Raw genomic sequence first — 26,225 nt, forward strand, 5'->3', positions numbered from 1 at the left:
TTAGTCCGATAACTAACAATAAAAATACCGTGATTTAACAAAGCAAAGAGGAGCAGGCCCGTGAGTCTTAAAAATGAATCGCGCCGACGATTTATGAAGGGAGCGTTAACCAGCATTCCCGCCGTCACCCTGGGGAGCGGGGTCTCAATCACCGCTCCCGCCAGCGAACCACCGGAACAACTAAGCGACTATCAGCCGGTCTTTTTTGATGCAGACGAATGGGGTTTTATGCTCGCGGCCTGTGACCGATTGATCCCCAGTGACGGGCCTGGCCCCGGTGCTTTGGAAACCAATGTGCCCATCTTTATTGATAGACAGATGGAAGGCAGCTTTGGACATGCCGCTGACTGGTATATGAAAGGCCCCTTTCCTGACAATGTCTCGCCGCTAATGGGCTATCAGTCGTCTCTGCTCCCACGGGAGGTTTACCGGGAGGGGATTGCCGCCACGCGTGACTACTGCGTACGCCAATACGGCCAGGAGTTCACCGCGTTGGATAACGCCACTCAGGAAGCGGTGTTGCAGCAGCTTGAGCGGGAAGACATCACTTTTGAGCGCGTCGGTGCTCTCCAGTTTTTTGTCTTTTTGCTGCAAAACACCAAGGAAGGCTATTTTGCCGATCCCATCCATGGCGGCAACAAGCATATGGCCGCCTGGAAATTTATCGGCTTCCCAGGTGCCCGTGGGGCGTATCTGGAGTGGGTCGACCAACACAATGTCAAATATCCGTTAGGGCCGGTCAGCCTTACCGGCGAAAGGGGATAAGCATGGCGAAAACAAATCCACCGGTTGATGTTGTACTGGTTGGTCTGGGTTGGACCAGTTCGATCATGGGCATGGAGCTGACAGACGAAGGGCTGAACGTGCTGGCGCTTGAGCGCGGTGAAGACCGCGATACCGTGCCGGACTTTGCCTACCCGAAAATCGCTGATGAGCTGACTTATGGCGTACGCTATAAATTGATGCAGCGTCCGGCCAAAAGCACGCTGACGGTCCGTCATGGCCTGGGTGATATGGCGGTGCCTTATCGCAGCCTGGGTTCATTTTTACCCGGCGACGGAGTTGGCGGGGCAGGCGTGCACTGGAACGGGCATACCTGGCGGCCCCAGCCTCAGGAGCTGCGTCTTAAAAGCTACGTCGAGGAGAATTTCGGCGCCGATATCATTCCTGACGAAATGACCATTCAGGATTTTGGCGTGAGCTACGACGAGCTGGAGCCCTTTTTTGATTACTTCGAGAAAGTGGCGGGTATTTCCGGCAAGGCGGGCAACCTTAACGGTGAGATTCAGGAAGGGGGCAACCCATTCGAGGGATGGCGCTCAAACGAGTACCCCATGCCGCCGCTCGCACGTACCTATAACGACACGCTGTTTGCTGATATGGCGCGTGAACAGGGGCTGCACCCTTTTCCCTTGCCCGCCGCTAACGCTTCAGAAGCGTATACCAACCCCTACGGCATGCAGCTTGGGCCGTGTAACTTTTGCGGCTTTTGCGAACGTTATGGCTGTTTAAACTACTCCAAGTCCTCGCCCCAAACCTGCATTCTAGGTGCGCTTAAACGGCGCGAAAATTTCTCTTACCAGGCCAATAGCGAAGTGCTCCGAGTGGAGCTTGATAGCGATGGCAAAAAGGCTACTGGCGTGACCTATATCGATGGCGACGGTAATGAGGTCTTTCAGCCGGCTGACCTGGTGGTGTTGGGCGCTTACTCGCTCCACAACGTACATTTGATGCTGGTGTCGGGTATCGGTACGCCTTATGACCCGGTAAGCGGTGAAGGTGTGGTCGGCAAGAACTACGCCTATCAGATGAACGGCGGCTCAACGCTCTACTTCAAGGATAAGGAGTTCAATCCTTTTATTGGCGCAGGTGGCAATGGTGAAGTTGTTAATGACTATGGCGTCGAACAGATCGATTTTGCTCAGGAAGGCTTCATTGGCGGCTCGTATATCAATGCCGCGATGACCAACGGGCAGCCGATTCGCAACATGCCGCTGCGCTCAGATGCGCCGACCTGGGGCGCTGGCTGGAAGCAGGCGGTGCAGGAAACCTATGGCCACACCATGACGATTGGTTCCCATGGCAGCAACATGGCTTACCGCGACTGCTATCTGGATCTTGACCCCAACTATACCGACGACCATGGGCGCCCGCTTATGCGTATGACGTTTGATTGGAAGGCAAACGACGTGCGCATGACCCAGTTTATGAAGCAGAAGATCGACACGCTCTCCAAGGCGCTGGGCCCGGATGACTACAAGCTCTCGTTCAAGGATTTCGATTCACGCTATGACGTCCGCCCTTACCAGACAACTCATAACGTCGGTGGAGCTATTATGGGATTCGACCCATCCGCCAGCGCGCTGAATCGCTATTTGCAGAGTTGGGATGTCCACAACGTGTTTGTGATGGGTGCCAGTGCCTTTCCGCAGAATATTCAATATAACCCCACGGGGCTGGTCGGCGCTTTGGCTTACTGGTCGGCCAAAGCAATTCGCGAGCAGTATCTACCCAACCCCGGACCTCTGGTCCAAGCCTAAGGAGAGCGACCATGATGATTCATCGACAATGGCGTCAGGGGCTGGCGGGCGTGGGTCTGTTAAGCGTGGCGGCACAAGGCGTGGCGTTCGACCAGGCCGAGATAGAGCGCGGTGAGTACCTTTCCCGGGCGGGCGACTGCGTTGCCTGCCATACCGCCCCGGGTGGCGAACCTTTTGCAGGCGGTCTGGCGGTTGAAAGCCCCTTTGGGGAGATTTTCTCGACCAATATTACCTCCGACCCGGATACCGGGATCGGTAACTATACGCGCGACGAGTTTGCCGCGGCGCTGCGCGATGGCGTACGTAACGACGGTAAAAAGCTTTATCCAGCCATGCCGTACCCCTCCTACTCGTTAATTACCGATGACGATATTGATGCGCTTTATGCCTACTTTATGGAAGGCGTGGCGCCGGTGTCCTATCAGCCGGAGCGTACGGATCTGAGCTTTCCGTTTAATCAGCGCTGGGGGATCGGGCTTTGGAACTGGTTATTCACATCCTCTGAACCGTTTAAGCCTTCTGACGAGCGCAGCGATGAGCTGAACCGCGGCGCCTACCTGGTACAAGGGTTAGGCCACTGTGGCAGCTGCCACACGCCGCGTGGACTGTTCTTCCAGGAAAAGGCCATGAAGGACGAGGGCAGCGATTTCCTTACAGGGGAAACGCTGGAAGGCTGGTATGCGCCGAACTTGCGGGGTAGCGGTAATCAGCGCCATCCGCTTCAGCGCTGGAGCGAAGAGGATATCGTCGCCTATCTGGAAACCGGCCGAAATGATCATAGCGCCGTTGTCGGCGAGATGGCCCCGGTGGTTGCCCACAGCACGTCGCATCTTAAAGAGGCCGATCTCTACGCCATCGCAGGCTATCTCAAATCGCTGCCCGCGGGTGACGGTGATGAGGCACCACGCGATGAACGGGCCGCCGAACAGACCCAAACGATGCTGACCCACGCCGATGTGGATGGCAATACCGGTGCCCGGCTCTATCTGGATAATTGCAACGCCTGCCACTTTGCCAATGGTAAAGGGGCGCCTCAGGTCTTTCCGTCACTGGTGGGCAGTTCACTGGTCAATGCTGAAGACCCCACCGGAATCATTCGCGTGATTCTATCCGGTGCCCGGATGCCTTCGACCGAGAAGCGCCCGGAAGCGCTGGCTATGCCCGATTTTGCCTGGCGGCTTTCTGATGATGAGGTGGCTGAAGTCGCCAACTTCGTGCGCTCGGCCTGGGGTAATGAGGGCGGTGAGGTCAGTGCTGACCAGGTGGCTGATGTACGAGACACGCTGCCGGAAGATCGTCCTACCAGCGCGCCTAGCTATATCGACTAGCGATATTTATTAGCGACATTCACTAGCTGTATTGATTGGTTAGGTTAGACCAGCTAGAACCATACGGTAGGTAGAAACAAAAACGGGTGCCCAAAAGGGCACCCGTTTTACGTGGCTCACGTTAAGCGCGTTTTTTAGCCGCTTTCGTGTCAGGCTTCTGGCTGTCACCGGCATCGCTGGGTTGGGGTAGCGAGGGCAGCGACTTGGCGAGCATTTCCACGCTGTGGCGATAGTAAAGCTGGCTCTTGTTGTGCTCGCCCAGGCTTGCGTAGAGACGGGCAAGCTCGGCGCATACTTCGCCGTTGGGCCGCTGGCGCTGGCTGGCTTCGAAGTATTCCAGGGCTTTCTCCCACTTGCCGGTACGCAAGGAAAGGCGGCCACAGGTCAGCAGCAGCTCCGGATCGTTAGGACGCTCCTGCAGCCACTTCTCGGCTTTTGCCAACTGACGTGCAGCATGCACGTTAAGCAGGCCATAGCGCTTGACTAGACGGGCATCCCAATGATGGTCCAGCGAATGATTTAGCAGGCGTTCGGCAATGGTTTCTTCATTAGCCTGAACCAGCGCGTCGGTATACAACACGATCAGCTCGGTATTACCCCGCAGGTACTCAGGCATATCTGCCCATAACCCGCGAACCCGCTCGATATTGCTTGGGTTTTTGGCTTCAAAAGTAATCAACTCGCGGTACGCCTTGAACTCAAGCTGTTCTCGCTCTTGCGGTGCAATCAGCTTTTGGGCCGCTAAACGAGGCAGCAGCCAGCGCAAGCCTTCCCAATCGTTAACGCTCAAGTGCACCTGCTTGAGCAATTTTAATACTTGCGGGTGATCGCTGAGCTTTTTATCCAAGCGGTTGAGGATCGCCATTGCTTCTTCAGGTTGCTGACGGTCGATCATCAGCTGCGCCTGCATTAAGCCAATCGCAGTGTCGGCGCCTTCAGTGGAAAGCTGCGCCTGGTTCAGGTGCTCCTGGGATTTTTCGTGATTACCCTGATAATGAGCGGCCAACGCGGCTGAAAGATAGTTAACCAGCGGGGTGCTGGAGTCGTCGGCGGCGTGAACCAGGGTTTTTTCAGCTTTTTTCCAGCGGCCCTCGGTTAGCGCAACCAAGCCGCGCACGGTACGCTTCATGGCGCGGCGATTGCGAGCGCGGCCATTCCAGGTACGAAAGCGGCCCACCGGGCGAATAATACCGGTCAGCAGGCGCAGCGCAAAGTGCACCACGATAAAGGCTGCGAGCAGAATGATCAGGCCAAACCAGAAGGAGGTCTGAACCGAGGTGTCACCTACTCGGATTAGCCAGTAGCCGGGGACTGACATCATCAGGTGCCCGAGCAGGGCACCTACTGCCAGACCTGCGACCAGAAGGAGGACGAGTTTTCTCATGCATCACCTCCCTCTTCACCGTTTTGCTGGCGTGATCTAAAGCGGTTTTCAATAAAGCTGGTCATCGCTTGCTGAGAGGCGCTAATGTCCGGCAGTTCCGGTTCAATCTCGGCCTGCTTCAGCTCTTGAAGGCGGGCAATAACGCTCTGGGTCGCTTCACGCTCGACGTCGTAGTAGCCGTTGAGTAACTCAAGCGCCTTGTCGATACTCGCTTCATACAGCGGCTGCTCTTCTTTAAGCAGTGCAAGCTGCGCCTGCTCAATAATCAATCGTAGGCTTTGGCGCAGGTAAGACTCCTGCTCTGGCGTAACCAGCGTTTCCATTGCCTCATCATGATGGCGAATCATCACCAGATCTTTCAGCTCTTCGCCAAAGCGGGCCAGCTGACGCTGGAAGGTACCGGTAGGCGGCTGTTCAATACCGGAGGTTACGGCACGCTCTTCCACTTCTTGCGACAGGCGCAGGCCAGCCACTCGCTCTTGCTGAGCATTGAGTGCCAGGTAAATACCGGTGCGATCCACGCGCGGCACGCCATCCAGCTCGGCAAGTTCGTTGGCAATTTCACGACGCACGGCGGTTAACGCCGGGTTATCGGCATCCGCCAGGCGGGCATCGGCGGTGCGTAGCAGGGCAGCGGCGCCATCAACATCACCTTCAAGCTGTAAGCGCTGGTTAGCCAGGCGTAGCAGGTAGGCGGCTTCAGCGTGCAGCCAGTCGCGGTCGTCGGTGTCCTGGGCTTGAGAAAGCTGGTTCAGTACGTCGTCGAGCGTGCTGTTAACATCGCTGCGATAGCTGTCCAGCTCACCGCGCAGCTCTTCCAGCGTGCCTTCAAGCGCTTGTGTGCGCTCGCTTTCACTGCTTTCAAAGCGTGATTCAAGATCGCTCACGGTTTGCTGAGTGGCGCTGTTTTCAGCCTGCTGGCTTAGCTCATTGATGCGCTGCTGCTGGCTATCCAGACGTTGCCAACCCTGCCAAGCCACCATAATAAGCGCTACGGCCAATATTAGTACTAGTACCAGGGCGATAAGCCCGCCTTTACTGCCTCCGCGCTTACCGCCCCCGCTGTTGGAGGTTGGCGGCGGTGTACCATTACCACCTTTGCCGGATGGGCTGTGAGGCGTAGATGTACTGCCCAGAGTATCTTTTTTAGCGGACGCAGGCTCACTGGTGACAGTCGGTTTGTCGGTAAGCGTCGATGCCGGTTTATCAGTCGTAGGCGACGTACTTGAAGACGCCTCACTTGACGCTGGCTTGGCTGGCGGTGATGCTGCCGCAGGCGTTGCGTTAGAGGTGCCGCCGCCTTTGCCACGTCGACGCGAACGGCCATTTCCGTTCCTGGGTGACTCGTTTGGCGACGTTGTCGCACCACCAGGAGGACGACTTGCTGCCTCGCTGGCGGGTGGAGGAGTAGTGGCTGACGCGGCAGTAGCATCCGATTTGACGCTGTCCTTGGACGCATCAGCGGACGTTTTTTGTACGTCTTCCTGCTCGTTTGGTTGTTTGCTCATCTGTCGCTAGCCCTTAATTAAGTTCCTTGATCGACATCGGCACCCTAAGGGTGACAGGACCTGTTTAACGCAGCTGCCAGGGCAGCCGGCGTTGCTCCCGACGCCACCTTGAGGTCACAAAAACCCAGTGTACCGGCCAGTGTAGCTAAACGGCGACTGGAAACGATTAGCGGTTGGTTCAACGCTGTCTGATCACACCATTTTGCCAGATGTTCAAGCAGTTCGCCGCTAGTGACGATTAACGCTCGATAATCACCGGCTGCCAGGCGCGCCTGCATGGCTTCTGAAGGCGCTCGAAAAACCCGCCGATACACGGCAACCCGGGTAATCGTGGCACCGCGCTCGGCCAGGGTATCGGCCAACAGCGTGCGGCCGCCTTCACCCGCCACCAGCAACACCCGCTGGTTCGCGACATCCTTGAGCGAGGCAAGCGATAAAAGCGCCTCGCTGGTGTTTTCTCCGCTATTTTTTTCAGCATGCTTATTGCTAGTAGGCTGGTTATCAAAACCCGCTGGAGGTATACGTACTCTGACCCCAAGCTGGTTAAACAGTACGTCAGCCGTGGCATGGCCCACACTATAGTAATCAATGCCGACCGGCAGTTGCGGCCAGTAGCGGTCCAATGCGTCACTTAAATACTCGGCCGCGAAAGGGCTGATTACTACCACTTTGTCATACTGATCAATATTGAGCCAGATACTGCGCATGACAGGGTCTTCCGGTAAGGCTTCAAGCGCCAGTACGTCGAGCGATTCTACATAGGCACCCGCAGCACGCAGCGTATTGGCCAGTGCCTCACCCCGTTGACCCGGGCGGCAGATTAAAACCGGCTGTGTCATACGTTGTTGCCGTACACCTCGGCTAAAATTTCGCCTGCACCCTGGTCAAGCAGGTCTTCAGCAATACGTATTCCCAGCGCTTCAGGTTCATGAATCGAGCCACTGCCTTCGGCACGCAGTACTTCAGTGCCTTCGGGATTGCCGACAAGCCCACGCAGCCAAATCGTATCATTGGCTTTATTGAGTACCGCAAAGCCCGCGATGGGTACCTGACAACCACCTTCCAAGCGCGTATTCATGGCGCGTTCAGCGCGTACGCGTGTGGCCGTGTCTGGGTCATCCAGTGGGGCTAGCAGACCAATCAGCTCAGGGTCATGCAGGCGGCATTCGATGCCCAGCGCCCCTTGGCCACACGCAGGCAGGCACACTTCAGGCGGCAGTGCCTGGGCGATGCGCCCATCAAGCCCCAAGCGTTTTAAGCCGGAGGTCGCCAAAATAATGGCGTCAAATTCGCCATCGTCGAGCTTGGCCAGGCGGGTCTGCACATTGCCGCGTAGGTTAAGAATTTCCAGGTCGGGGCGTACTTCGCGTAACTGTAAACCACGGCGCAGGCTGGCAGTACCAATCTTGGCGCCCTCGGGCAATTCATCGACGCTTTTGTAGTGGTTGGATACAAAAGCATCCGTGGGATCAGCGCCTTCTAGAATCACCGAGAGCCCCAAACCCTCGGGAAACAGCATCGGCACATCTTTCATGGAGTGCACGGCGATATCCGCTCGACCGTCCAACATGGCGTCTTCCAGCTCTTTGACAAAAAGGCCCTTGCCGCCAATTTTGGAGAGGGGCGTATCGAGGATCTTGTCGCCTTTGGTGGAAAGCGCCACCAGTTCGACTTCCAAGCCCTCATGTGCCGCCATCAGGCGGTCGCGAACGTGTTCGGCTTGCCACATGGCCAGCTGGCTTTTCCGCGTGGCGATACGCAGTTTGGTGATGGATGACACGTTATTCTCCCTTTGCCGCTGACGCGGCGCGTCAAGCTATGATGTGTCTCATCATAAAGCACCCGGCCACACAGTAAAAATCAGCCGCTTTATTTAAGATAAGCGCCAGATGGTTGAAACGCCATTGAGCTAAATATGCCGTGCCTTTGAACTCAAGCATTCAGGGCAATGACTCTGTTACACTTTCCGCAATCGACTCTTTTGTTTTGTCAGCAGGATATGCCTCCGATGAGCCAAACTACGAATCAGTCCTGGGGCGGTCGCTTCAGCGAGCCCACCGATGCCTTTGTTGCGCGCTTTACAGCGTCTGTGACGTTTGACCAGCGCCTGGCGCGCCAGGATATTCAGGGCTCCATTGCCCATGCCACCATGCTTGCCCGCGTCGGTGTACTTACCGACGAAGAGCGCGATGCGATCATTAACGGTTTGACCGAGATTCAGGGTGAAATCGAGCGCGGCGAATTTAACTGGTCGGTACCGCTTGAAGACGTGCACATGAATATCGAAGCACGCCTGACCGACAAGATCGGCATTACCGGTAAGAAGCTGCACACCGGGCGTTCGCGTAATGATCAGGTCGCCACCGACATTCGCCTGTTCATGCGTGACGAGATCGACGTCATTGAAGTGGAATTGAAGCGTCTGCGCGAAGGCATGATCGAGCTTGCCGACCGCGAAGCCGACACTATCATGCCGGGCTTTACCCATCTGCAAACCGCCCAGCCGGTGACCTTTGGTCATCATCTGCTGGCCTGGCAGGAAATGCTTGCCCGCGACCACGAGCGTTTACTTGACTGCCGTAAGCGCGTCAACGTACTGCCACTAGGTGCTGCAGCACTTGCCGGTACTACGTACCCGATCGACCGCCACGTAACCGCTGAGCTTTTAGGCTTTGACCGCCCGGCGGAAAACTCGTTGGACGCCGTGTCGGATCGTGACTTTGCGATTGAATTCACAAGTTTCGCCAGCATCCTGATGATGCACCTGTCGCGCATGAGCGAAGAGCTTGTGCTGTGGACCAGCGCCCAGTTCAACTTTATTGACCTGCCTGACCGCTTCTGCACCGGCTCATCCATCATGCCGCAGAAGAAAAACCCCGATGTACCGGAGCTTGTGCGCGGTAAAACGGGCCGGGTATATGGTCATCTGATGGGCCTTTTGACGCTGATGAAATCGCAGCCGTTGGCCTACAACAAGGATAACCAGGAAGATAAAGAGCCGCTGTTTGATGCGGTGGACACGGTGCGTGACTGCCTGAAGGCGTTTGCGGATATGATCCCTGCCATCGAGCCGAAAAAAGACAGCATGTATGAAGCGGCGCGGCGCGGTTTCTCGACCGCGACCGACCTTGCCGACTACCTGGTCCGTCGTGGCGTTGCCTTCCGCGATGCCCATGAAATCGTCGGTCAGTCGGTTGCCTACGGCTTGAAGACTCAAAAGGATCTGTCAGAAATGAGCCTGGAAGAGCTGCAGCAGTTCTCCACTATCATCGAGCAGGATGTCTTTGACGTGTTGACGCTTGAAGGCTCGGTTGCTGCGCGTAACCATATCGGCGGGACTGCACCGGATCAGGTGCGTGCCGCGGCTCAGCGTGCCCGCGAAGCGCTTTCTTTACTGCAGGGGCAGGCATGAAAACGCTGGCATGTATCGCGATCATCGCGCTATTAGTCGCAGGCTGCGGTCAGAAAGGACCGCTTTACCTGCCCGAGGATACTTCGCCCGATAACGGTGCTGCCGAGCAGGCTGGGTAAGCGGCTGCAGGAGAAACGAGTTCATGGATCACTTTAACTATCGCGACGGCGTACTCTACGCCGAAGACGTACCGCTCTCACAGATTGCCCAAGAGCATGGTACGCCTTGTTACGTATACTCCAAGGCCACGTTTGAGCGCCATTTTCGCGCTTACACCGAGGCCCTGGGCAGCCATCCGCACCTGATTTGCTACGCGGTTAAAGCTAACTCCAACTTGGCCGTATTGGGTGTATTAGCCAAACTGGGTGCCGGGTTTGATATTGTTTCGGCTGGTGAGCTTGAGCGCGTATTAACCGCTGGCGGCGACCCTGCAAAAGTGGTGTTCTCCGGCGTTGCCAAGCAGCCCCATGAGATGGCCCGCGCGCTTGAGGTGGGTATCAAGTGCTTTAACGTCGAGTCGCGCCCGGAGCTTGAGCGCTTGAACGCCGTGGCAGGCGAGCTGGGTAAAGTCGCCCCGGTGTCGCTGCGTGTGAACCCAGATGTAGATGCGGGTACCCACCCGTATATTTCCACCGGGCTTAAGGACAACAAGTTCGGCATCGCGGTGGACGACGCGCTTGAGGTCTATGAGCTGGCGGCCAGCCTGCCGAATCTTCAGGTTAAAGGGCTTGATTGCCATATCGGCTCGCAGCTAACCGAAACCGCGCCGTTCCTGGATGCTCTGGAGCGCCTGCTGGTGCTTATGGAGCGTCTGCGCGAGCAAGGCATCGAGCTTGATCATCTCGATTTAGGCGGTGGCTTGGGCGTGCCTTACCGGGATGAAAAGCCCCCGCAGCCGTTTGATTACGCAAGCCAGCTTCTGGCTCGCCTGTCGCGCTGGGAAGGCGGCGAGAATCTGATGCTGCTGTTTGAACCGGGCCGCTCGATTGCCGCCAACGCAGGGGTTATGCTGACCCGCGTGGAGTTCTTAAAGCCCGGTGAAACCAAAAACTTCGCAATTGTCGACGCGGCCATGAATGACCTGATTCGCCCGGCGCTTTATCAGGCGTGGCAGGCCATTGTTGCGGTGGATACACGCAACACCCGGCAAACGGCCACTTACGATGTGGTTGGCCCGGTGTGCGAAACCGGCGATTTCCTGGGTAAAGAGCGTGAACTGGCGATTGCCGAAGGCGATCTTTTGGCGGTGCGCTCGGCGGGCGCTTACGGTTTTGTGATGGCCTCGAACTACAACAGCCGCCCACGTCCGGCGGAGCTGATGGTCGATGGCGATACCTGTCACGTGGTACGGCGTCGGGAAACCATGGAAAGCCTTTGGGCGGGCGAGGCGTTGCTACCCGAAGGAGCACGCTGATGCTTTTACACTTCACCAAAATGCACGGCCTGGGGAACGACTTTATGGTCGTGGACCTGGTGACCCAGCGTGCCCGGCTGCGTGAAGATCAGATTCGCCAGCTCGCTGATCGCCGCTTTGGGATTGGCTTTGATCAGCTTTTGATCGTTGAGCCGCCGCGCGACCCGGAAATGGATTTTCGTTACCGCATTTTCAATGCTGACGGCAGCGAAGTGGAAAATTGTGGCAACGGCGCGCGCTGCTTCGCGCGCTTTGTGCGCGACCAGCGCCTGACCCACAAGCATGAAATTCATGTGGAAACCGCCGGTGGTCCGCTGGTATTGAAAGTGCAGCACGATGGCATGGTACGCGTAGACATGGGCCGTCCCCGCTTCAGCCCGGCGGCACTGCCCTTTGAAGCCCCGGGCGACCAGCCGTTGCACGCGCTTGACGTAGCCGGTGAAACGCTGCAGGTCGGCGTGGTATCCATGGGTAACCCGCATGCCGTACTGCAGGTCGAAAGCGTTGAGCAGGCCCCGGTTGAACGCCTTGGGCCGTTGGTAGAAGCCCACCCCCGTTTCCCCAAGCGTGTTAACGTGGGCTTTATGCAGGTCCTTTCGCCCAACCAGATTCGTCTGCGGGTATTTGAACGTGGCAGCGGCGAAACCTTGGCCTGCGGCACTGGCGCGTGTGCCGCCGTTGCCAGCGGTATTCGTCAGGGCTTATTGAAAAGCCCGGTGAGCGTCCATCTACCCGGTGGCGAATTGACCATCGAGTGGCCTGACCCGGAAGCATCTCTGGTCATGGTCGGGCCTGCTACGCGCGTCTTTGATGGCCGCGTCGCGCTAATCAATGATGGTCGCGCTTAACTGATTCAAGGAGAACGGTGATGTCTCAAGCCCCTGAACCGCGCAAGACGCTCGATCCAGATCAAGTAGCATTTTGGCTTGCTCGTCATCCCGATTTTTTTGTAGGCCGTGAAGGACTGCTTCAGCAGCTTAAAGTCCCCCATCCGCATATTGATGGCGCAGTGTCGCTGCTTGAGCGCCTGGTGCTGGATTTACGCAAACGCGCGGAAACCGCAGAAGACCGCCTTGAGCACCTGCTGGAAACGGCGAGGCACAACGAGGCGCAGTATCGGCGCCTGCGGGAAACCCTGATGGTGCTGGTAGAGGCTGATGACCGCGACGCGTTGGCACAGGCCCTGGCCACGCAGTTAAGCGAGCGCTTTGATACTCCGGCAATGGCGCTGTGGTGCCCGGCCACGCTAAGCGATAATGAGCCAGCGATGCCCCAGCCGCCGCGGCATGTGCTGGACCAGCATGCCAGCGCGCGATTAGCCGCATTGTTAGACGGTAAAACCAGCCGCTGTGCCAAGCTGAGTGTCAGCGACTGGAAATGCTTGTTGCCGCATATCAAAGCGCCGCGCAAGGCGGGTTCCTGCGCTATTTCACGCCTTTCGGCAGGGGAGCCGCTAGGCTACCTGCTGTTGGCAAGCCCTAACCCCGAGTGCTATCGCGCCAGCATGGATACCCTGTTTACCGAGTATCTGGGCGATATCGTGGCACGCTTGTTGATCCGCCTGGGTCAGCATGGCTGAGTCGCCTATTGCGGTCGCCGTAACGAGCTACCTGGAAGGGTTAGCTCGTCACGCAAGCCCGGCCACGGTGGCGGCCTATCAGCAGGATTTGCGCGCCCTGTGCCGGTTTGCCGAGCAGCGTGAAATTGATGACCCAGCCACGCTGGACACTGCGCTACTGCGCGCTTTTCTAGGCACCGAGCGTAGCCGTGGGCTGGGAGCCCGCAGCCTTGCCCGGCGCCGTGCAGCACTGTCGCGCTTTGCCGATTATCTGGTTAAACAGGGCATTTTGGCCGATAACCCGGTCGGCCTGCTGCGTACTCCCAAACAGCCTAGCCATCTGCCGCGCCCGGTCGATGTCGATGCCCTCGCGCATTTTCTGGATAGCCCCCACGATGGCTCGCCTTTGGCGGTGCGCGATCAGGCGATGCTGGAGCTTTTTTACTCCAGCGGCTTGCGCCTGGCTGAGCTTGCGGCGCTTGATCTTCATGACCTGCAGGCCAGCCGTGTTCGGGTAATCGGTAAGGGAGGCAAGCCACGCCAGGTGCCCGTGGGACAGCGTGCCCAGCATGCCTTGGCTGACTGGCTAAGCTGCCGGGCAGCGATGGCGCCGGAAGGTGAAACGGCGCTGTTTGTCGGCAAGCAGGGCGCGCGGCTGGGGCACCGGGCGATTCAGAAACGCCTGGCCCAGCTCTCTGTCAGCCGCGGCTTGCCTGAGCATCTGCATCCTCACCGGCTGCGCCACTCGTTTGCCAGCCATCTGCTCGAATCAAGTCAGGATCTGCGCGCGGTTCAGGAGCTTTTAGGCCACGCTAATCTCTCCACCACCCAGGTATATACCCGACTCGACTGGCAGCATCTGGCGACCAGTTACGATTCCGCCCACCCACGCGCCAAGCGTCGCCCTTCTGGAAGTAAACCATGACCGCATTGCAAGCCATCACGTTTGATTTAGACGATACGCTTTGGGATAACCACGGGGTGATGCTGCGTACGGAGGAGGGGCACTACGCCTGGCTGCTTGAGGCGCTGAGCATATGGCGCGCCACGCGTCATGAGGCGCCGTTACCGCTGGGTTATGAAGAAGGCATCGCGGATTATTTACAGCGCCGTCAGCAGTTCGCCAAGGATGTGCCCGAGCGGCGCGGCGACTTTACCTGGCTGCGCCTGCGCGCGTTGGAAGCCCAGCTGGAAGCCGAAGACCTGCCGCGTAGTGCAGCTATTTTATGGGCGGCGGCGGCGATGAATGAGTTTCATCGCCTGCGCGTGCAGGTATCACCGCATCCAGAAGCGGCGGGGTTGCTGTCGGCGTTAAGCGAGCGCTACCAGCTTGCCGCTATCACCAATGGCAATATCCACCTCAAGCGTCAGCCGTTGGCGGCCTACTTTCCGGTGGCCATTGCCGCCGGCGAGCTTTTGGCCCCCAAACCTGATCACACGCCTTTTCTGACCGCACTCTCAAAGCTTAACGTCTCGCCAGAATGCGCCATGCATGTGGGTGACTCCTGGTCGGAAGACATTCTGCCTGCCCAGCAGCTGGGTATGCATGCGGTGTGGGTTTCAAGTGATACCGACCAGCCTTTGCCGCCCAGAGTGCACCGCATTGCGCATATTAAGGAACTGCCGGACGTGCTTGACCGGGTGGAAAGCTCACTGGCCTGAGGTGTCTTCCTCGGGCGTGTACAGCCACTGGTCGAGTTTCTGGGACAGCGTATCGACGCCATCACGCTTAAGCGACGAGAAAAGCTGCACTGACACTAAGTCTTCCCACTCTTTAAGCCGCGAGCGGACCTTTTGCAGCGCGGCGCTGGCGGGGCCTTTTTTCAGCTTGTCGGCTTTGGTCAGCAGAATATGCACCGGCATATTGCGTTGGTCGGCATAGCTCAGCATCATTTGGTCAAATTCGGTCAGCGGATGGCGAACATCCATTAACAGCACCAGGCCGCGCAGGCTGAAACGCCCGCGAAGGTAGTCAGACAGGTGCTTTTGCCATTCGATTTTGACGGCCTCGGGCACTTTCGCGTAGCCATAGCCGGGTAAATCGACTAAGCGTAGCGATTCATTGTTCATTACGCTGAAAAAGTTGATCAGCTGGGTGCGACCCGGCGTGCGCGAGGTACGTGCCAGGCCGTTTTGCTGGGTTAGCGCATTGATCGCGCTGGATTTACCTGCGTTCGAGCGTCCCGCAAACGCCACTTCAGCACCCGTGTCGTCCGGGCAGGTCGCCAGCGTCGGCGCGCTGATGACAAAGCTGGCGGTGTGGTAGTTCAGCCGAACGACGGGGCTATCTTGGGGGGTGGACATGAAATGAATCCTGAAATCGAACCTATAAAACAGTTTGCGTTAACCACGCGTATAATGGCGCGGCACGCTGCGCTGCGACGAATGACCCCGTCAGGCAGGTCAAGCGTTCTGCCAAAGCGGTGATACCTGTGGCCTGGGGCGCTAGTGTACCACCGCGCTTAAGCCAACCGCGACTAATCGGCATGCTGTTGGTTTGGCTTGAATCGGGATGGGTAAACGGTGCCTACCCAGGCGGCGCGAGAACCCTCCATCATTCAACAGGCTAGTGAGTTTGTATGCTAGTTCTCATGCGAGTTGTGATGAGGGTTGTGATGAACGTTTTTATGAAAGTATTTATGAAAGTATTTATGAAGGTTTTTATGAAAGTATTGTCGGCGGGTTTAGTGGCTATCTTGAGTAGTGCGGCAAGCGCCTATGCCCAGCCCGAGGCCGACCCAGTTGCGGGTCAGCAAAAAGCCCAGACGTGTGCGGCTTGCCATGGCCCAGCCGGTATCAGCCCTGTTGAAATCTTTCCTCACCTGGCGGGCCAACAAATGTCCTATCTGGCCAAGCAAATCATGGATATTCGTGATGGCGAGCGCATCGTGCCTCAGATGATGGGCATGGTGGATGATTTTTCCGATCAGGATGCCTGGGATGTGGCGGCCTATTACGCCGAGCAGCAAGCCAACCTGGGCCATGCCAAGGCCGATGATGCGGCTCTGTTGGCACGCGGAGAAGCGCTTTACCGCGCAGGCGACAGCCGCCTGGGTATCCCTGCCTGTAGCGCGTGCCATACGCCTACCGGGGCGGGCATCGGTAGCGCCGTTTATCCAGCCATTGCCGGGCAGTATCCTGCCTATACCATTGCCACGTTACGCGCCTTTGCCTCAGGCGATAGGACTAACGATCCTAATGACAGCATGCACGATATTGCTACAAAACTAAGCGATGCTGACATGCAGGCCTTGGCTAACTATCTCTTGGGTCTGCATTAAGGTTTGTTTACTTAATTAATCCGGTTTCCTATCAGCAGGGGAACCTGATAGCGTTATTAGTAGTCCCAGCTTTCGCTTACCCTTGGAGAATTGTCGCTATGATCAAAACGTTATTGGTTGCCCTGACGGGTTTAAGTCTTTCGGCGGCCGTCAGTGCTCAGGAATTGGTAGAAGGCAAAGACTACACGCTGCTGGAATCACCGGTCGCGACCCAGGCCGATGAAGATCAGATCGAAGTTACCGAAGTTTTCTGGTTTGGCTGCCCGCACTGCTACCGCCTGCAAACACCCGTCAACGAGTGGTATGACACATTGGAAGACGATATCAGCGTAGTCCATATGCCGGCGACCATGGGCGGCAACTGGAACACTCACGCCACGGCTTTTTACGCGGCGGAGTCGTTAGGCATTGAAGAAGACCTGCATGCTGATTTTTTTGATGCGATCCATCAGGATGGCCGCAAGCTGACCGATTCCGACGAGATTGCCGAGTTCTTTTCCGACTACGGGGTAAGTGAAGAGGACGCTAAAAAGGCGTTAACGTCTTTTAGCGTACGTAGCGACGTCAACAAGGCCAATAGCCGCATGCGCGAAATGCGCCTGATGGGCGTGCCTGCGCTGGTGGTTGATGGCCGCTTTGTGGTAACGCCAAGCTCAGCCGGTAGCCTTGAGAACATGCCGCAAGTCGCTGAAGCGCTTATCGAGCGTGTACGCACGGAGCGCGAGCAATAAGGTTTTTTTAAACCAGGGAGTCAGGTGATAAGCAGATGGTCGATATGACAGCGATGAACCAGGGAGCCGGGCCATTGCCTCTGCGAGAGCGGGGGCATCTTCGCCTGCTGACCTTTAATTTACAGGTCGGTATTCAGACGTCTGCTTATCATCACTATTTCACTCGTAGCTGGCAGCACTTCTTGCCTAATCCTCAGCGGGTAAAACGCTTGGATATCATGGGGGATGTGCTGGGTCAGTTTGATGTGGTGGGCCTTCAGGAAGCCGATGGCGGCAGCTTTCGCTCCAGCCGTATTAACCAGGTAGAGTATCTGGCAGCCAAAGCCGGATTTCCCCACCACTTTCAGCAGTTGAATCGCAATTTGGGGCGTATTGCCCAGCACAGTAACGGGCTGCTTTCGCGTCTGGTGCCCTCCAAAATTGAAGAGCATCGCTTGCCTGGTATGCTGCCTGGCCGCGGGGCGATACATGTGCGGTTTGGCAACGGCCCCGATGCGCTGCATATCTTTATTGCGCATCTGGCACTTAGCCACCGGGGACGGGTACTCCAGCTTAACTACTTAAGCGAGATTATTGAGCCACTTCGTCATGTGGTCGTCATGGGGGATCTCAACTGTACTCCGGATCAGTTGCATGCCCATGAGCGATTCAGCACCTCGCTGCCGTTGCACCCGGTCAAGCCGCTGCTCAGCTACCCCTCCTGGCAGCCCCGGCGTGCGCTTGACCATATTCTGCTCTCGCAAACTCTGGAAGCGGCGGAAGTGCGGGTGATGGATCATCTATTTTCCGACCACTTGCCTATCGCCGTGGATTTACCGCTTCCAGCGGCCTGTTTGCTGGCTATTGAACAGGCCGCGCCTTCGGTTTCATAAGTCGCTTAGCGGTAATAAAAGGTCGCACAAGCGCGCTTGGGGGATGACGTTCGGCCCAGAATCAGCGATGATTCTGGGCCGTTTTCTTTTCCAGGACATTTAACATGCTCGTCAATGCCCATGAGCCGCGCCTGCTACGCTGGCTCGACTGCGTGACTGAGGGAGTGGGTCGGGCCATTGCCTGGCTGGTTGTGATCATGATGCTTGTGCAGTTCGCCATCGTCGTGCTGCGCTATATCTTCGGTATCAACAGTATCGTGATGCAGGAATCCGTGATGTACATGCACGCCGCTGTGTTTATGCTCGGTGCGGGATGGACGCTACGCCACGATGGTCATGTACGGGTGGATATCTTTTACCGCAAGATGTCAGACCGGGGCCGTGCATGGGTCGACCTGCTCGGCACGCTGTTCTTGCTGATTCCGGTCATGTCGTTTATTGCCATTTCAAGCTTCCACTATGTGATTACCAGCTGGGCCATTATGGAGCGCTCGGGGGATGGCGGCATTCCGGCCGTGTTTCTGCTTAAAACGCTGATTCTGGTCATGGTGGGACTGCTGCTGTTACAGGCGGTCGCGCAGCTTATTCGTCAGGTACTGATTATTCGCGGCAAGCTATCCGGTTCTGCCCCTGTGCATGAGGAGATGGTCTAGTGCTGGCGACTCTATTGGAAGGTATGCCGCTGTTGCTGTTTGCCACGGTATGCGGCGTCTTGATGCTGGGTTATCCGGTGGCGCTTTCACTGGCAGGAACGGCGCTGGCCTTCGCCGGATTAGGCTTTCTGCTCCAGTCGATGGGTGTGCCGGTGCACTTTGAGGCGCGCTGGATGGGCTCTATGCCTAATCGGATTTACGGCATCATGACGAATAACACCTTGCTGGCGGTGCCTTTATTCGTGCTGATGGGCGTGCTGCTTGAGAAGTCACGGGTGGCAGAAACCCTGCTGGACGCGATGACCATGGCGTTTGGTGCCCTGCGCGGCGGCTTGGGTATTGCCGTGGTATTGGTGGGCATGCTGCTGGCGGCGTCTACCGGTATTGTGGGGGCCACAGTCGTTACCATGGGCCTGCTCTCGCTACCTACCATGCTCAAGCGCGGCTACTCGCCGTCACTGGCGACTGGCACTATCTGCGCGACGGGCACCCTAGGCCAGATCATTCCGCCCTCCATCGCCCTGGTGCTGCTGGGTGACGTACTAAACAATGCCTACCAGCAGGCCCAGCTCTCCATGGGTACCTGGAGCCCCAAGACACTCTCTGTGGGCGATTTGTTTATCGGCGCGCTGGTGCCCGGCCTGCTGCTAGTGGTCGCCTATATTATCTATCTGCTTGTGGTGGCGTGGCTAAAACCCAGCACGGCTCCGGCGGCGGATCGAGAAGCGTTGATGGAAGAGCTTGGGCATACCGGCAGCATCTGGCCGCTACTGTTGAAGGGGCTTTTACCGCCCGTGCTGCTGATTATAGCCGTGCTGGGCTCGATCTTGGGCGGCTTTGCAACGCCCACGGAAGCTTCGGCAGTGGGCGCATTCGGTGCGTTGGTGCTGGCTGCGGCCAACCGGAGGTTAAGCTTTTCAATGCTGGGCGAAGTGGTGCGTTCCACCGCTCAGGTGACCAGCATGGTGTTTTTGATCCTGATTGGTGCGGCGCTATTTTCGCTGGTGTTCCGGGCGTTTGGCGGCGAAGAGCTGGTCAACCATATGTTTGATTCCATGCCGGGTGGCGTTTTGGGCGCGACCATTGTGGTGATGCTAGTGATCTTCTTACTCGGGTTTATTCTCGACTTTATCGAGATCACCTTTGTGGTGGTGCCAATTGTCGGCCCGGTGCTGCTCGCCATGGGGCTTGATCCTATCTGGCTAGGCATCATGATCGCCGTTAACCTGCAAACGTCGTTTTTGACCCCGCCGTTTGGGTTTGCGCTTTTCTATCTGCGCGGCGTTACTCCGCAAAGCGTGCCTACTTCGGCCATCTACCGTGGGGTTATTCCGTTTATCGTCATGCAGCTGGCAATGCTGCTGGCGCTGGCGCTATTCCCAGGGCTCGCCACCTGGCTTCCGTCGGTTATTTAGGAGACCCCATGACAAATAGTGTCAATGTATTGACGATTGCGGGCTCCGACCCTTCGGGAGGTGCCGGACTGCAAGGGGATCTAAAGACATTTTCGGCGCTCGGTGTCTATGGTACGAATGTTATTACCGCCGTGATTGCGCAAAATACCTGTGGTGTTGCTTCAGTGTATCCGGTGTCGCCTCAGGCAATCCGCGAACAGCTCGAGACGCTGCTCAATGACGTTAAGCTGGATGCAGTTAAGATCGGTATGGTGGCCAGCCGTGAAGTGGCTGAGGTAATTGCCGAGGTACTAGGCCAACGCCGTCCGCGCTGGATTGTGCTCGACCCAGTCATGGTCGCCAAAAGCGGTGATATTTTGGTCGATGATGCGGGGATTCATGCGGTGCGCGATATCCTGGTGCCGCTTGCCGATGTCATCACGCCTAATCTGCCGGAAGCGGCGGTGCTGCTGGATACCCCCTCTCCCGAGAGCCTTGAGGCCATGGAGTTGATGTTGCCGGGCCTGACTCGCTTGGGTGCGCCCTATGTCGTACTCAAGGGCGGGCACCTGCGCGGCGAAACCTGCCCCGATCTGCTAGCGACACCGACTAGCCATGAATGGCTGCCTGCCTCACGCATTCAGACCGATAACCTGCATGGCACCGGCTGTGCACTGTCGTCTGCGATTGCCGCCTGTTTGGCAAAGTTGCCGGCTGACGCCCCTGACGATGCGACTGTCGCCGCCATTGGTGATGCCAAGCGGTGGCTGCATGCCGCGCTTGAAGCCAGCGTGCGTCTTAGCGTGGGTAAAGGCCGTGGGCCGGTACATCACTTTCATGCCTGGTGGTAATGCGCTTCAAGTGCGCTTTAAAAACTAAATGCACTTTAAAACGTACTTTGAAACGTACTTAGCTTGCGGGATATGGCTTCGCCCACCATGCTGAGGGGTGTCTGTGTGACGACGACTGCCTAACGGTTTGGATGCTTGTTCGAGGAGCGTTATGCCATGACCCGCACGTTTGTGTTTGCCACCGACCTCTCCGCTGATAATCGCGCTGGCTTCGCCCGCGCACTGCGCCTTGCGTATGCCCAGCACGCCCAGCTAGACGTACTGCACGTACTCGACCCCTATCTACCGGCCCATCTGCTTCAGGCGCTGGAGCAGGCGGTAAACGAGCATATTGGCGCCACACTGACCGATATCCGCGAAGACTATGCGCTTGAAGCGCCCAAAACCGTAGTGCAAACCGTGATTGGTGAGCCCCATGTGGAAATTGTGCGTAAGGCCCATGAGCAGCAGGCAGAACTCATTGTGCTGGGCATGCACCGTAAGCGGGGCCAGCCAGAACTGCTGGCGGGCACCACGCTGATGCGCGTATTGCGCAGCGCGCCATGCCCGGTGGTGGTAGTGCGCCACGTACCTACCCAACCCTGGCAGCACATCCTGATTCCGGTAGATTCCTATTTGGCCGCACGCCAGACCCTGATCGAGGCGTTAAACCGCTTCCCCGAAGCCAAGTTGACGTTGCTCCACGCCTGGACGCTGCCGGGTGAAGGCGAGCTTGGCTCAGAGGTCTATTACGCTCAGTGGCGCGAGCAGGAAGTGGCGCGCTTGCGTGAGATGCTCAACAGCGAAATAGCGTGCCTGGTACAAGATAGAGACGGCGCCCCCGATATCGAGCTGGTACTCGAACCTGGCACACCGTGCGATGTCGTCAAAGACTATATCAAGTGCCACTCGCCTGATTTGGTGATAATGGGCAGCCGAGGCCAGCCTTATCACACCAGCCAGCTAACCCTGTCGCTGCTGAGTGAGCCGCACTGTGACTTGATGCTGTATCGTGCCTGGTAAGACTGGCGAGAAAGGTATAGGTACACTAAACCTTTTAGCTTATCAGGAGAGGGAGCGTTGAAGGTACTCATACAGCGAGTTAAGCAGGCGAGCGTAGTGGTGGAAGGGCAGACAATCGGCGCCATTGATCAGGGGCTTTTAGCGCTGGTCGGCGTTGAGCGAGACGACAGCGACGCCGCGGTTGAAAAAATGCTGCATAAGCTTTTGCACTACCGCGTGTTTAGCGATGCCGACGGCAAGATGAACCTAAATCTTCAGCAGATCAACGGCGGATTGCTGCTGGTCTCGCAGTTTACCTTGGCCGCCGAGACGCGAAAGGGCCTGCGCCCCGGCTTTTCCAGCGCCGCTGCCCCGGCTGAGGGAGAGCGGCTATTTAATCAGCTGGTTGCCAAGGCCCAGTCAGCCTGGCCGAACGTCGCCACCGGACAATTTGGCGCCGATATGCAGGTGGCGCTGGTTAACGACGGGCCGGTTACCTTTTTACTAGAAAGCTAGACTGAGTGCGAAAAGCCCTGCGCTAAGCGTTTTCACTGGCAAGAAGCTCCGCCTCCATGGCTTCCAACGACTCTTCAGCCGCTAACCACTGCTGCTCGGCACGGTCTAATCCGGCCTTGATATCAGCCTGTTTAGCGAGCACTTCCGTCAGTTGGGCTTTGCGGCTGCTGTCGGTGTATAGCTCGGGGTCGGCCAGGATGGTTTCTACTTCTTCCAGCGCTGCCTGCGCCTTTTCCATGGTTTTCTCAGCCTGGTCGCGCTCCTTTTTCAGCGGACGCAGCTTTTCGCGCAGTTCAGCGGCCGCCTTGCGTGAGGCTTTGCGCGCCTCGCGGCTATCGCCACTGGGCTGCTGGTTCTGGCGCTCGGCTTTTTCGCTGCGCGAATCGCGGCGGCTCTCTTCAAGGCGCGCTTTTAACCACGCGCGATAATCCTCAAGGTCGCCGTCGAACGGTTCAACCCGATTGTCCGCCACGCACCAGAACTCATCGACCGTAGCTCGCAGCAGGTGACGGTCGTGAGATACCAGAATGACCGTGCCTTCAAAACCGGCCAGTGCCTCGGTAAGCGCTTCGCGCATTTCCAGGTCCAGGTGGTTGGTAGGCTCATCCAGCAGCAGCAAATTGGGCTTTTGCCAGGCGACCAGCGCCAGTGCCAGGCGCGCCTTTTCACCGCCTGAGAACGTGGCCACTTCGCCAAAGGCGTCATCGCCCTTGAAGCCAAAGCCGCCCAGGAAGTTGCGAATCTCCTGGTCGCTGGCTTTAGGGGAAAGGCGCTGGACATGCACAAACGGGGTCGAGGTGACGTCCAGGCCTTCCAGCTGGTGCTGGGCAAAGTAGCCAATCGCCAGGTGCTCGCCGGGGATGCGCTTGCCGTTTAACAGTTCAAGCTCACCGGTCAGGGATTTGATCAGTGTCGATTTGCCTGCCCCGTTAGGCCCCAGCAGACCAATACGGCTGCCCGGCAGCAGGGTGATATTGACCTTGTCGAGCTGAACGGTGTCGCGCTCTTTGCCCCGGTAGCCCAGCTGGGCCTGGTCGAGCACCAGTAGCGGGTGCGAGGTCTTATCGGCGGCCGGTAGCGTAAAGTGAAAGGGCGAATCAACGTGGGCGACGGCAATGTCTTCCATGCGCTCCAGCATTTTTACCCGGCTTTGCGCCTGCTTCGCTTTGGTTGCCTGCGCCTTGAAGCGGGTAATAAACCGCTCGATCTCTTCCCGGCGGGCCTGCTGCTTTGCCGCTTCCGCCTGCTGCAACGCCAGCTTCTCGGCACGGGTGCGTTCAAAGCGGGAGTAGTTGCCTCGGTACAGCTCCAGCGTTTGGTGGTGCATATGCACGATGTGGTCACATACCGCATCCAGAAAATCGCGGTCGTGAGAAATCAGCAGCAGCATGCCGGGGTAGCGGGTCAGCCACTGTTCAAGCCAGAGCAGCGCGTCGAGGTCCAGGTGGTTGGTAGGCTCATCGAGCAGCAGTAAATCCGAGGGCATGAACAGCGTACGCGCCAGATTGACGCGCATCCGCCAGCCGCCGGAAAAGTCGGATAGCGGGCGCGCCAGGTCAGCCTGCATAAAGCCAAGCCCCACCAAAAGCTGTGCGGCGCGAGACTCGGCGCGATAGCCATCCAGGGTTTCGATTAGCCCGTGAAGCTCGGCTTCGCGATGTGCTTCGCCCGCCTGTTGGGCGGCCAACAGCGCGGCCTCTGCTTGACGCAGGGCATGATCACCGTCGAGAACATATTCAATAATCGGGCGGTCAAGCGCCTCTACTTCCTGCGCCATATGCGCAATGCGCTGGCCGCCGCTCATTTCAACGTCGCCTTGGTCAGGGCCCAGTTCATTCAGCAACAGCTTGAATAAGCTCGATTTACCAGCGCCATTTGCCCCGATAATGCCTGCCTTGATGCCATCATGTAGCGTTAGGTCAGCGTTATCGAGTAGCGTTTGCTTGCCGCGTTGCAGGGCGACTTGGCGCAGTGCGATCATGCTCTCTCCCTAAAAAGTGGGTAAACCAATGCTTGATTCTAACCGATTGCGCCGCTTGGAGCAGGCGCCGCTATGGGATTTTGCCCTAGCGTTTTATGCCGAGCCCGGTATAGAGAGCGCCTGCCTGACATTGCAGGACTCGCTTGGTGTGGATGTATGCGAGATTTTATTGCATAGCTGGCTGTTTGTGCATGGGTTTGAGGCGCGACCCTATGCCCTTGCAGTAGAGCGTGAAGAGCGCAATATTTGGCAGCGCGAGATAACCCAGGTATTGCGTCATTTGCGGCGCACGTTAAAGCCACAGGCGCTGCAAAGTTCATCTATTGCCACTCTTCGCCAAACCATTCAGCAGGCCGAACTCCAGGCCGAACGTGAGAACCTTCAACGCTGGCAAACATGGGCGATGCAGATGTTTGAAAACAATCCGCATTTAACAAAACGTGCTGAAAATATACAAAATGTTGCACAATGGCTGCAGGATAGGCTGTTTTTCGGCGAACTTGACAAGCATTGTCCGTCTGGGCAAAGCGCGCGCGAGAGCGTGTCGCAAGCCTGGCAAACCCTGGCCGCCCGGCTTGACCGCTTTGAATGAGCGCGCTAGCCTAAAATCAAGCTGCTTTTGATTAACCATTCGTTATACGTCCGCTGGCTGACAGCAGTGAATAACGTTTATGCAGGTCAGCGAAGGTAAAACCAATCGTTAAAGTGCGTTTCTCAACGCTGAAAACAAAAGCAGAATCTTGCGCACTCGTATCGCGCTTACCACTGCAAGGGGAACATCGCATGAAGGCAAGCAAGTTAATAACGACGGCTAGCGTCGGCGCATTGCTGTTGGGCATGACAGCAGCTGCACAGGCGGATAACTGGCGCTACGCGCATGAAGAGTACGAAGGCGATGTACAGGATGTGTTCGCCTACGCGTTCAAAGAATATATCGAAGAGAATTCCGACCACACGCTGCAGGTTTACCGTTTTGGCGAGTTGGGCGAGTCGGACGACATTATGGAGCAGACGCAAAACGGCATCCTCCAGTTTGTTAATCAGTCGCCTGGTTTTACCGGTGCGCTGATTCCTGAAGCGCAGATTTTCTTTATTCCCTACCTTCTGCCTACGGATGAAGAAACGGTCCTCACGTTCTTCGACGAAAGCAAAGCCATCAATGAAATGTTCCCTGAGCTTTACGCCGAGCAAGGCCTTGAGCTTTTGAAAATGTATCCTGAAGGTGAAATGGTCATCACCACTAACGAGCCGATCAGCTCGCCAGAGGATATGAACAATAAAAAAATCCGTACCATGACCAATCCGCTGCTTTCCGAAACCTACGATGCATTTGGCGCAACACCGACGCCGCTGCCGTGGGGTGAAGTGTATGGCGGTCTGCAAACCGGTATTTTGGATGGTCAGGAAAACCCGATTTTCTGGATCGAGTCAGGCGGCCTGTACGAAGTCTCTCCGCACCTGACGTTTACCGGCCACGGTTGGTTCACAACCGCGATGATGGCAAACCAGGACTTCTATGAAGGTCTTTCTGAAGAAGACCAGCAGTTGGTTCAAGACGCATCCAATGCTGCTTACGACCACACTATTGAGCACATTAAAGGCTTGGCCGAAGAAGCGCTGGAGAAAATTCAGGCCGCTTCCGATGAAGTGACCGTTACTCGTCTGGATGAAGAGCAGATCCAGGCATTCCGTGATCGCGCGCCGCAAGTGGAAGAAGCCTTCCTCGAAATGACCGGAGAAGACGGTGCTGAGCTGCTTGAGCAGTTCAAAGCCGACCTTGAAGCCGTCAGCAACGAGTAACCGTAACATTTCCGCTTTGGC

The 26,225-nt window shown here is 57.1% G+C and carries 26 protein-coding genes; 20 read left to right on the plus strand and 6 right to left on the minus strand.

Translation table 11 applies throughout. The features are described 5' to 3' along the window. Positions 1-60: 60 nt before the first annotated feature. Genes ACT3R7_RS05525 through ACT3R7_RS05535 form a run of 3 tightly spaced genes read left to right on the plus strand, consistent with a single transcriptional unit; the run spans position 61 to position 3,868 of the window. A complete protein-coding gene (locus ACT3R7_RS05525; RefSeq protein ID WP_193092017.1) occupies positions 61-765 on the plus strand; it encodes a gluconate 2-dehydrogenase subunit 3 family protein in 705 nt (234 codons plus the stop codon). Between the two features lie 2 nt (positions 766-767). Continuing rightward, positions 768-2,540 carry a GMC family oxidoreductase gene (locus ACT3R7_RS05530; protein WP_193092016.1) on the plus strand — a complete coding sequence of 591 codons (1,773 nt, stop codon included), beginning with the start codon at positions 768-770 and terminating at the stop codon, positions 2,538-2,540. A gap of 11 nt (positions 2,541-2,551) precedes the next feature. Continuing rightward, positions 2,552-3,868 carry a c-type cytochrome gene (locus ACT3R7_RS05535; protein WP_226940175.1) on the plus strand — a complete coding sequence of 439 codons (1,317 nt, stop codon included), beginning with the start codon at positions 2,552-2,554 and terminating at the stop codon, positions 3,866-3,868. Between the two features lie 121 nt (positions 3,869-3,989). On the opposite strand, the gene ACT3R7_RS05540 is transcribed toward ACT3R7_RS05535, so the two are convergent. Genes ACT3R7_RS05540 through hemC form a run of 4 tightly spaced genes read right to left on the minus strand, consistent with a single transcriptional unit; the run spans position 3,990 to position 8,540 of the window. Further along, positions 3,990-5,252: a heme biosynthesis HemY N-terminal domain-containing protein gene (locus tag ACT3R7_RS05540; protein ID WP_192537477.1), complete on the minus strand. Its 1,263-nt coding sequence runs from the start codon at positions 5,250-5,252 to the stop codon at positions 3,990-3,992. Further along, complete coding sequence (locus ACT3R7_RS05545) at positions 5,249-6,760, minus strand: uroporphyrinogen-III C-methyltransferase (RefSeq protein WP_192537478.1); 1,512 nt, start codon at positions 6,758-6,760, stop codon at positions 5,249-5,251. The genes ACT3R7_RS05540 and ACT3R7_RS05545 overlap by 4 nt, the downstream gene beginning before the upstream one ends. A gap of 44 nt (positions 6,761-6,804) precedes the next feature. Beyond that, the gene (locus tag ACT3R7_RS05550; protein WP_192537479.1) at positions 6,805-7,599 is read right to left on the minus strand and encodes a uroporphyrinogen-III synthase; all 795 of its coding nucleotides are present in this window, start codon (positions 7,597-7,599) and stop codon (positions 6,805-6,807) included. Next, positions 7,596-8,540, minus strand: coding sequence for a hydroxymethylbilane synthase (hemC, locus tag ACT3R7_RS05555; protein WP_193092015.1), 945 nt, complete (start codon positions 8,538-8,540; stop codon positions 7,596-7,598). Before hemC ends, ACT3R7_RS05550 begins: the two co-directional genes overlap by 4 nt. A gap of 228 nt (positions 8,541-8,768) precedes the next feature. Here hemC and argH point away from each other — a divergent pair, with 228 nt between their 5' ends. Genes argH through ACT3R7_RS05590 form a run of 7 tightly spaced genes read left to right on the plus strand, consistent with a single transcriptional unit; the run spans position 8,769 to position 14,806 of the window. After that, positions 8,769-10,172, plus strand: coding sequence for an argininosuccinate lyase (gene argH / locus ACT3R7_RS05560; protein ID WP_018918551.1), 1,404 nt, complete (start codon positions 8,769-8,771; stop codon positions 10,170-10,172). Continuing rightward, a complete protein-coding gene (lptM, locus tag ACT3R7_RS05565) occupies positions 10,169-10,291 on the plus strand; it encodes an LPS translocon maturation chaperone LptM (protein ID WP_018918552.1) in 123 nt (40 codons plus the stop codon). The genes argH and lptM overlap by 4 nt, the downstream gene beginning before the upstream one ends. Before the next feature lie 23 nt (positions 10,292-10,314). Further along, complete coding sequence (lysA, locus tag ACT3R7_RS05570) at positions 10,315-11,586, plus strand: diaminopimelate decarboxylase (protein ID WP_192537480.1); 1,272 nt, start codon at positions 10,315-10,317, stop codon at positions 11,584-11,586. Further along, a complete protein-coding gene (gene dapF / locus ACT3R7_RS05575; RefSeq protein WP_192537481.1) occupies positions 11,586-12,434 on the plus strand; it encodes a diaminopimelate epimerase in 849 nt (282 codons plus the stop codon). Before lysA ends, dapF begins: the two co-directional genes overlap by 1 nt. 20 nt (positions 12,435-12,454) lie before the next feature. Next, positions 12,455-13,165, plus strand: a complete 711-nt coding sequence (locus ACT3R7_RS05580; protein WP_192537482.1) for a DUF484 family protein — start codon at positions 12,455-12,457, stop codon at positions 13,163-13,165. Then, on the plus strand, positions 13,158-14,069 hold the full coding sequence (locus ACT3R7_RS05585) for a tyrosine recombinase XerC (protein WP_192537483.1): 912 nt from the start codon (positions 13,158-13,160) through the stop codon (positions 14,067-14,069). Before ACT3R7_RS05580 ends, ACT3R7_RS05585 begins: the two co-directional genes overlap by 8 nt. After that, the gene (locus ACT3R7_RS05590) at positions 14,066-14,806 is read left to right on the plus strand and encodes an HAD family hydrolase (protein WP_192537484.1); all 741 of its coding nucleotides are present in this window, start codon (positions 14,066-14,068) and stop codon (positions 14,804-14,806) included. The genes ACT3R7_RS05585 and ACT3R7_RS05590 overlap by 4 nt, the downstream gene beginning before the upstream one ends. Here the strand turns inward: ACT3R7_RS05590 and yihA are convergent. Next, complete coding sequence (gene yihA, locus ACT3R7_RS05595) at positions 14,795-15,448, minus strand: ribosome biogenesis GTP-binding protein YihA/YsxC (protein WP_192537485.1); 654 nt, start codon at positions 15,446-15,448, stop codon at positions 14,795-14,797. The genes ACT3R7_RS05590 and yihA overlap by 12 nt on opposite strands. A 359-nt stretch (positions 15,449-15,807) precedes the next feature. Here yihA and ACT3R7_RS05600 point away from each other — a divergent pair, with 359 nt between their 5' ends. From ACT3R7_RS05600 to dtd, 8 genes are all read left to right on the plus strand, one after another. Then, positions 15,808-16,425, plus strand: a complete 618-nt coding sequence (locus ACT3R7_RS05600; protein ID WP_192537486.1) for a c-type cytochrome — start codon at positions 15,808-15,810, stop codon at positions 16,423-16,425. Positions 16,426-16,523: 98 nt separating this feature from the next. After that, positions 16,524-17,156: a thiol:disulfide interchange protein DsbA/DsbL gene (locus tag ACT3R7_RS05605; RefSeq protein WP_192537487.1), complete on the plus strand. Its 633-nt coding sequence runs from the start codon at positions 16,524-16,526 to the stop codon at positions 17,154-17,156. Positions 17,157-17,191: 35 nt separating this feature from the next. After that, entirely contained in the window at positions 17,192-18,028 is an 837-nt protein-coding gene (locus ACT3R7_RS05610; RefSeq protein ID WP_192537488.1) for an endonuclease/exonuclease/phosphatase family protein, read from the plus strand. Positions 18,029-18,132: 104 nt separating this feature from the next. Continuing rightward, the gene (locus tag ACT3R7_RS05615) at positions 18,133-18,681 is read left to right on the plus strand and encodes a TRAP transporter small permease subunit (RefSeq protein ID WP_192537489.1); all 549 of its coding nucleotides are present in this window, start codon (positions 18,133-18,135) and stop codon (positions 18,679-18,681) included. Then, entirely contained in the window at positions 18,681-20,096 is a 1,416-nt protein-coding gene (locus ACT3R7_RS05620; RefSeq protein ID WP_318782742.1) for a TRAP transporter large permease, read from the plus strand. Before ACT3R7_RS05615 ends, ACT3R7_RS05620 begins: the two co-directional genes overlap by 1 nt. An 8-nt stretch (positions 20,097-20,104) precedes the next feature. Then, on the plus strand, positions 20,105-20,926 hold the full coding sequence (thiD, locus tag ACT3R7_RS05625) for a bifunctional hydroxymethylpyrimidine kinase/phosphomethylpyrimidine kinase (protein WP_192537490.1): 822 nt from the start codon (positions 20,105-20,107) through the stop codon (positions 20,924-20,926). A gap of 156 nt (positions 20,927-21,082) precedes the next feature. Then, the gene (locus tag ACT3R7_RS05630) at positions 21,083-21,928 is read left to right on the plus strand and encodes a universal stress protein (protein ID WP_193092014.1); all 846 of its coding nucleotides are present in this window, start codon (positions 21,083-21,085) and stop codon (positions 21,926-21,928) included. Between the two features lie 57 nt (positions 21,929-21,985). After that, complete coding sequence (gene dtd / locus ACT3R7_RS05635) at positions 21,986-22,423, plus strand: D-aminoacyl-tRNA deacylase (protein ID WP_193092013.1); 438 nt, start codon at positions 21,986-21,988, stop codon at positions 22,421-22,423. A gap of 22 nt (positions 22,424-22,445) precedes the next feature. Here the strand turns inward: dtd and ACT3R7_RS05640 are convergent, their stop codons facing one another. After that, on the minus strand, positions 22,446-24,404 hold the full coding sequence (locus ACT3R7_RS05640) for an ATP-binding cassette domain-containing protein (protein ID WP_193092012.1): 1,959 nt from the start codon (positions 24,402-24,404) through the stop codon (positions 22,446-22,448). Between the two features lie 28 nt (positions 24,405-24,432). Here ACT3R7_RS05640 and ACT3R7_RS05645 point away from each other — a divergent pair, with 28 nt between their 5' ends. Further along, a complete protein-coding gene (locus ACT3R7_RS05645; protein WP_192537494.1) occupies positions 24,433-24,996 on the plus strand; it encodes a TIGR02444 family protein in 564 nt (187 codons plus the stop codon). A gap of 191 nt (positions 24,997-25,187) precedes the next feature. After that, positions 25,188-26,204 carry a TRAP transporter substrate-binding protein gene (locus ACT3R7_RS05650; RefSeq protein WP_192537495.1) on the plus strand — a complete coding sequence of 339 codons (1,017 nt, stop codon included), beginning with the start codon at positions 25,188-25,190 and terminating at the stop codon, positions 26,202-26,204. Positions 26,205-26,225 lie beyond the last annotated feature (21 nt).

Origin of the sequence: Halomonas sp. AOP43-A1-21 (genome assembly GCF_052376775.1) — a bacterium.
In the GTDB taxonomy this organism is placed as follows: Bacteria; Pseudomonadota; Gammaproteobacteria; order Pseudomonadales; family Halomonadaceae; genus Vreelandella; species Vreelandella colorata.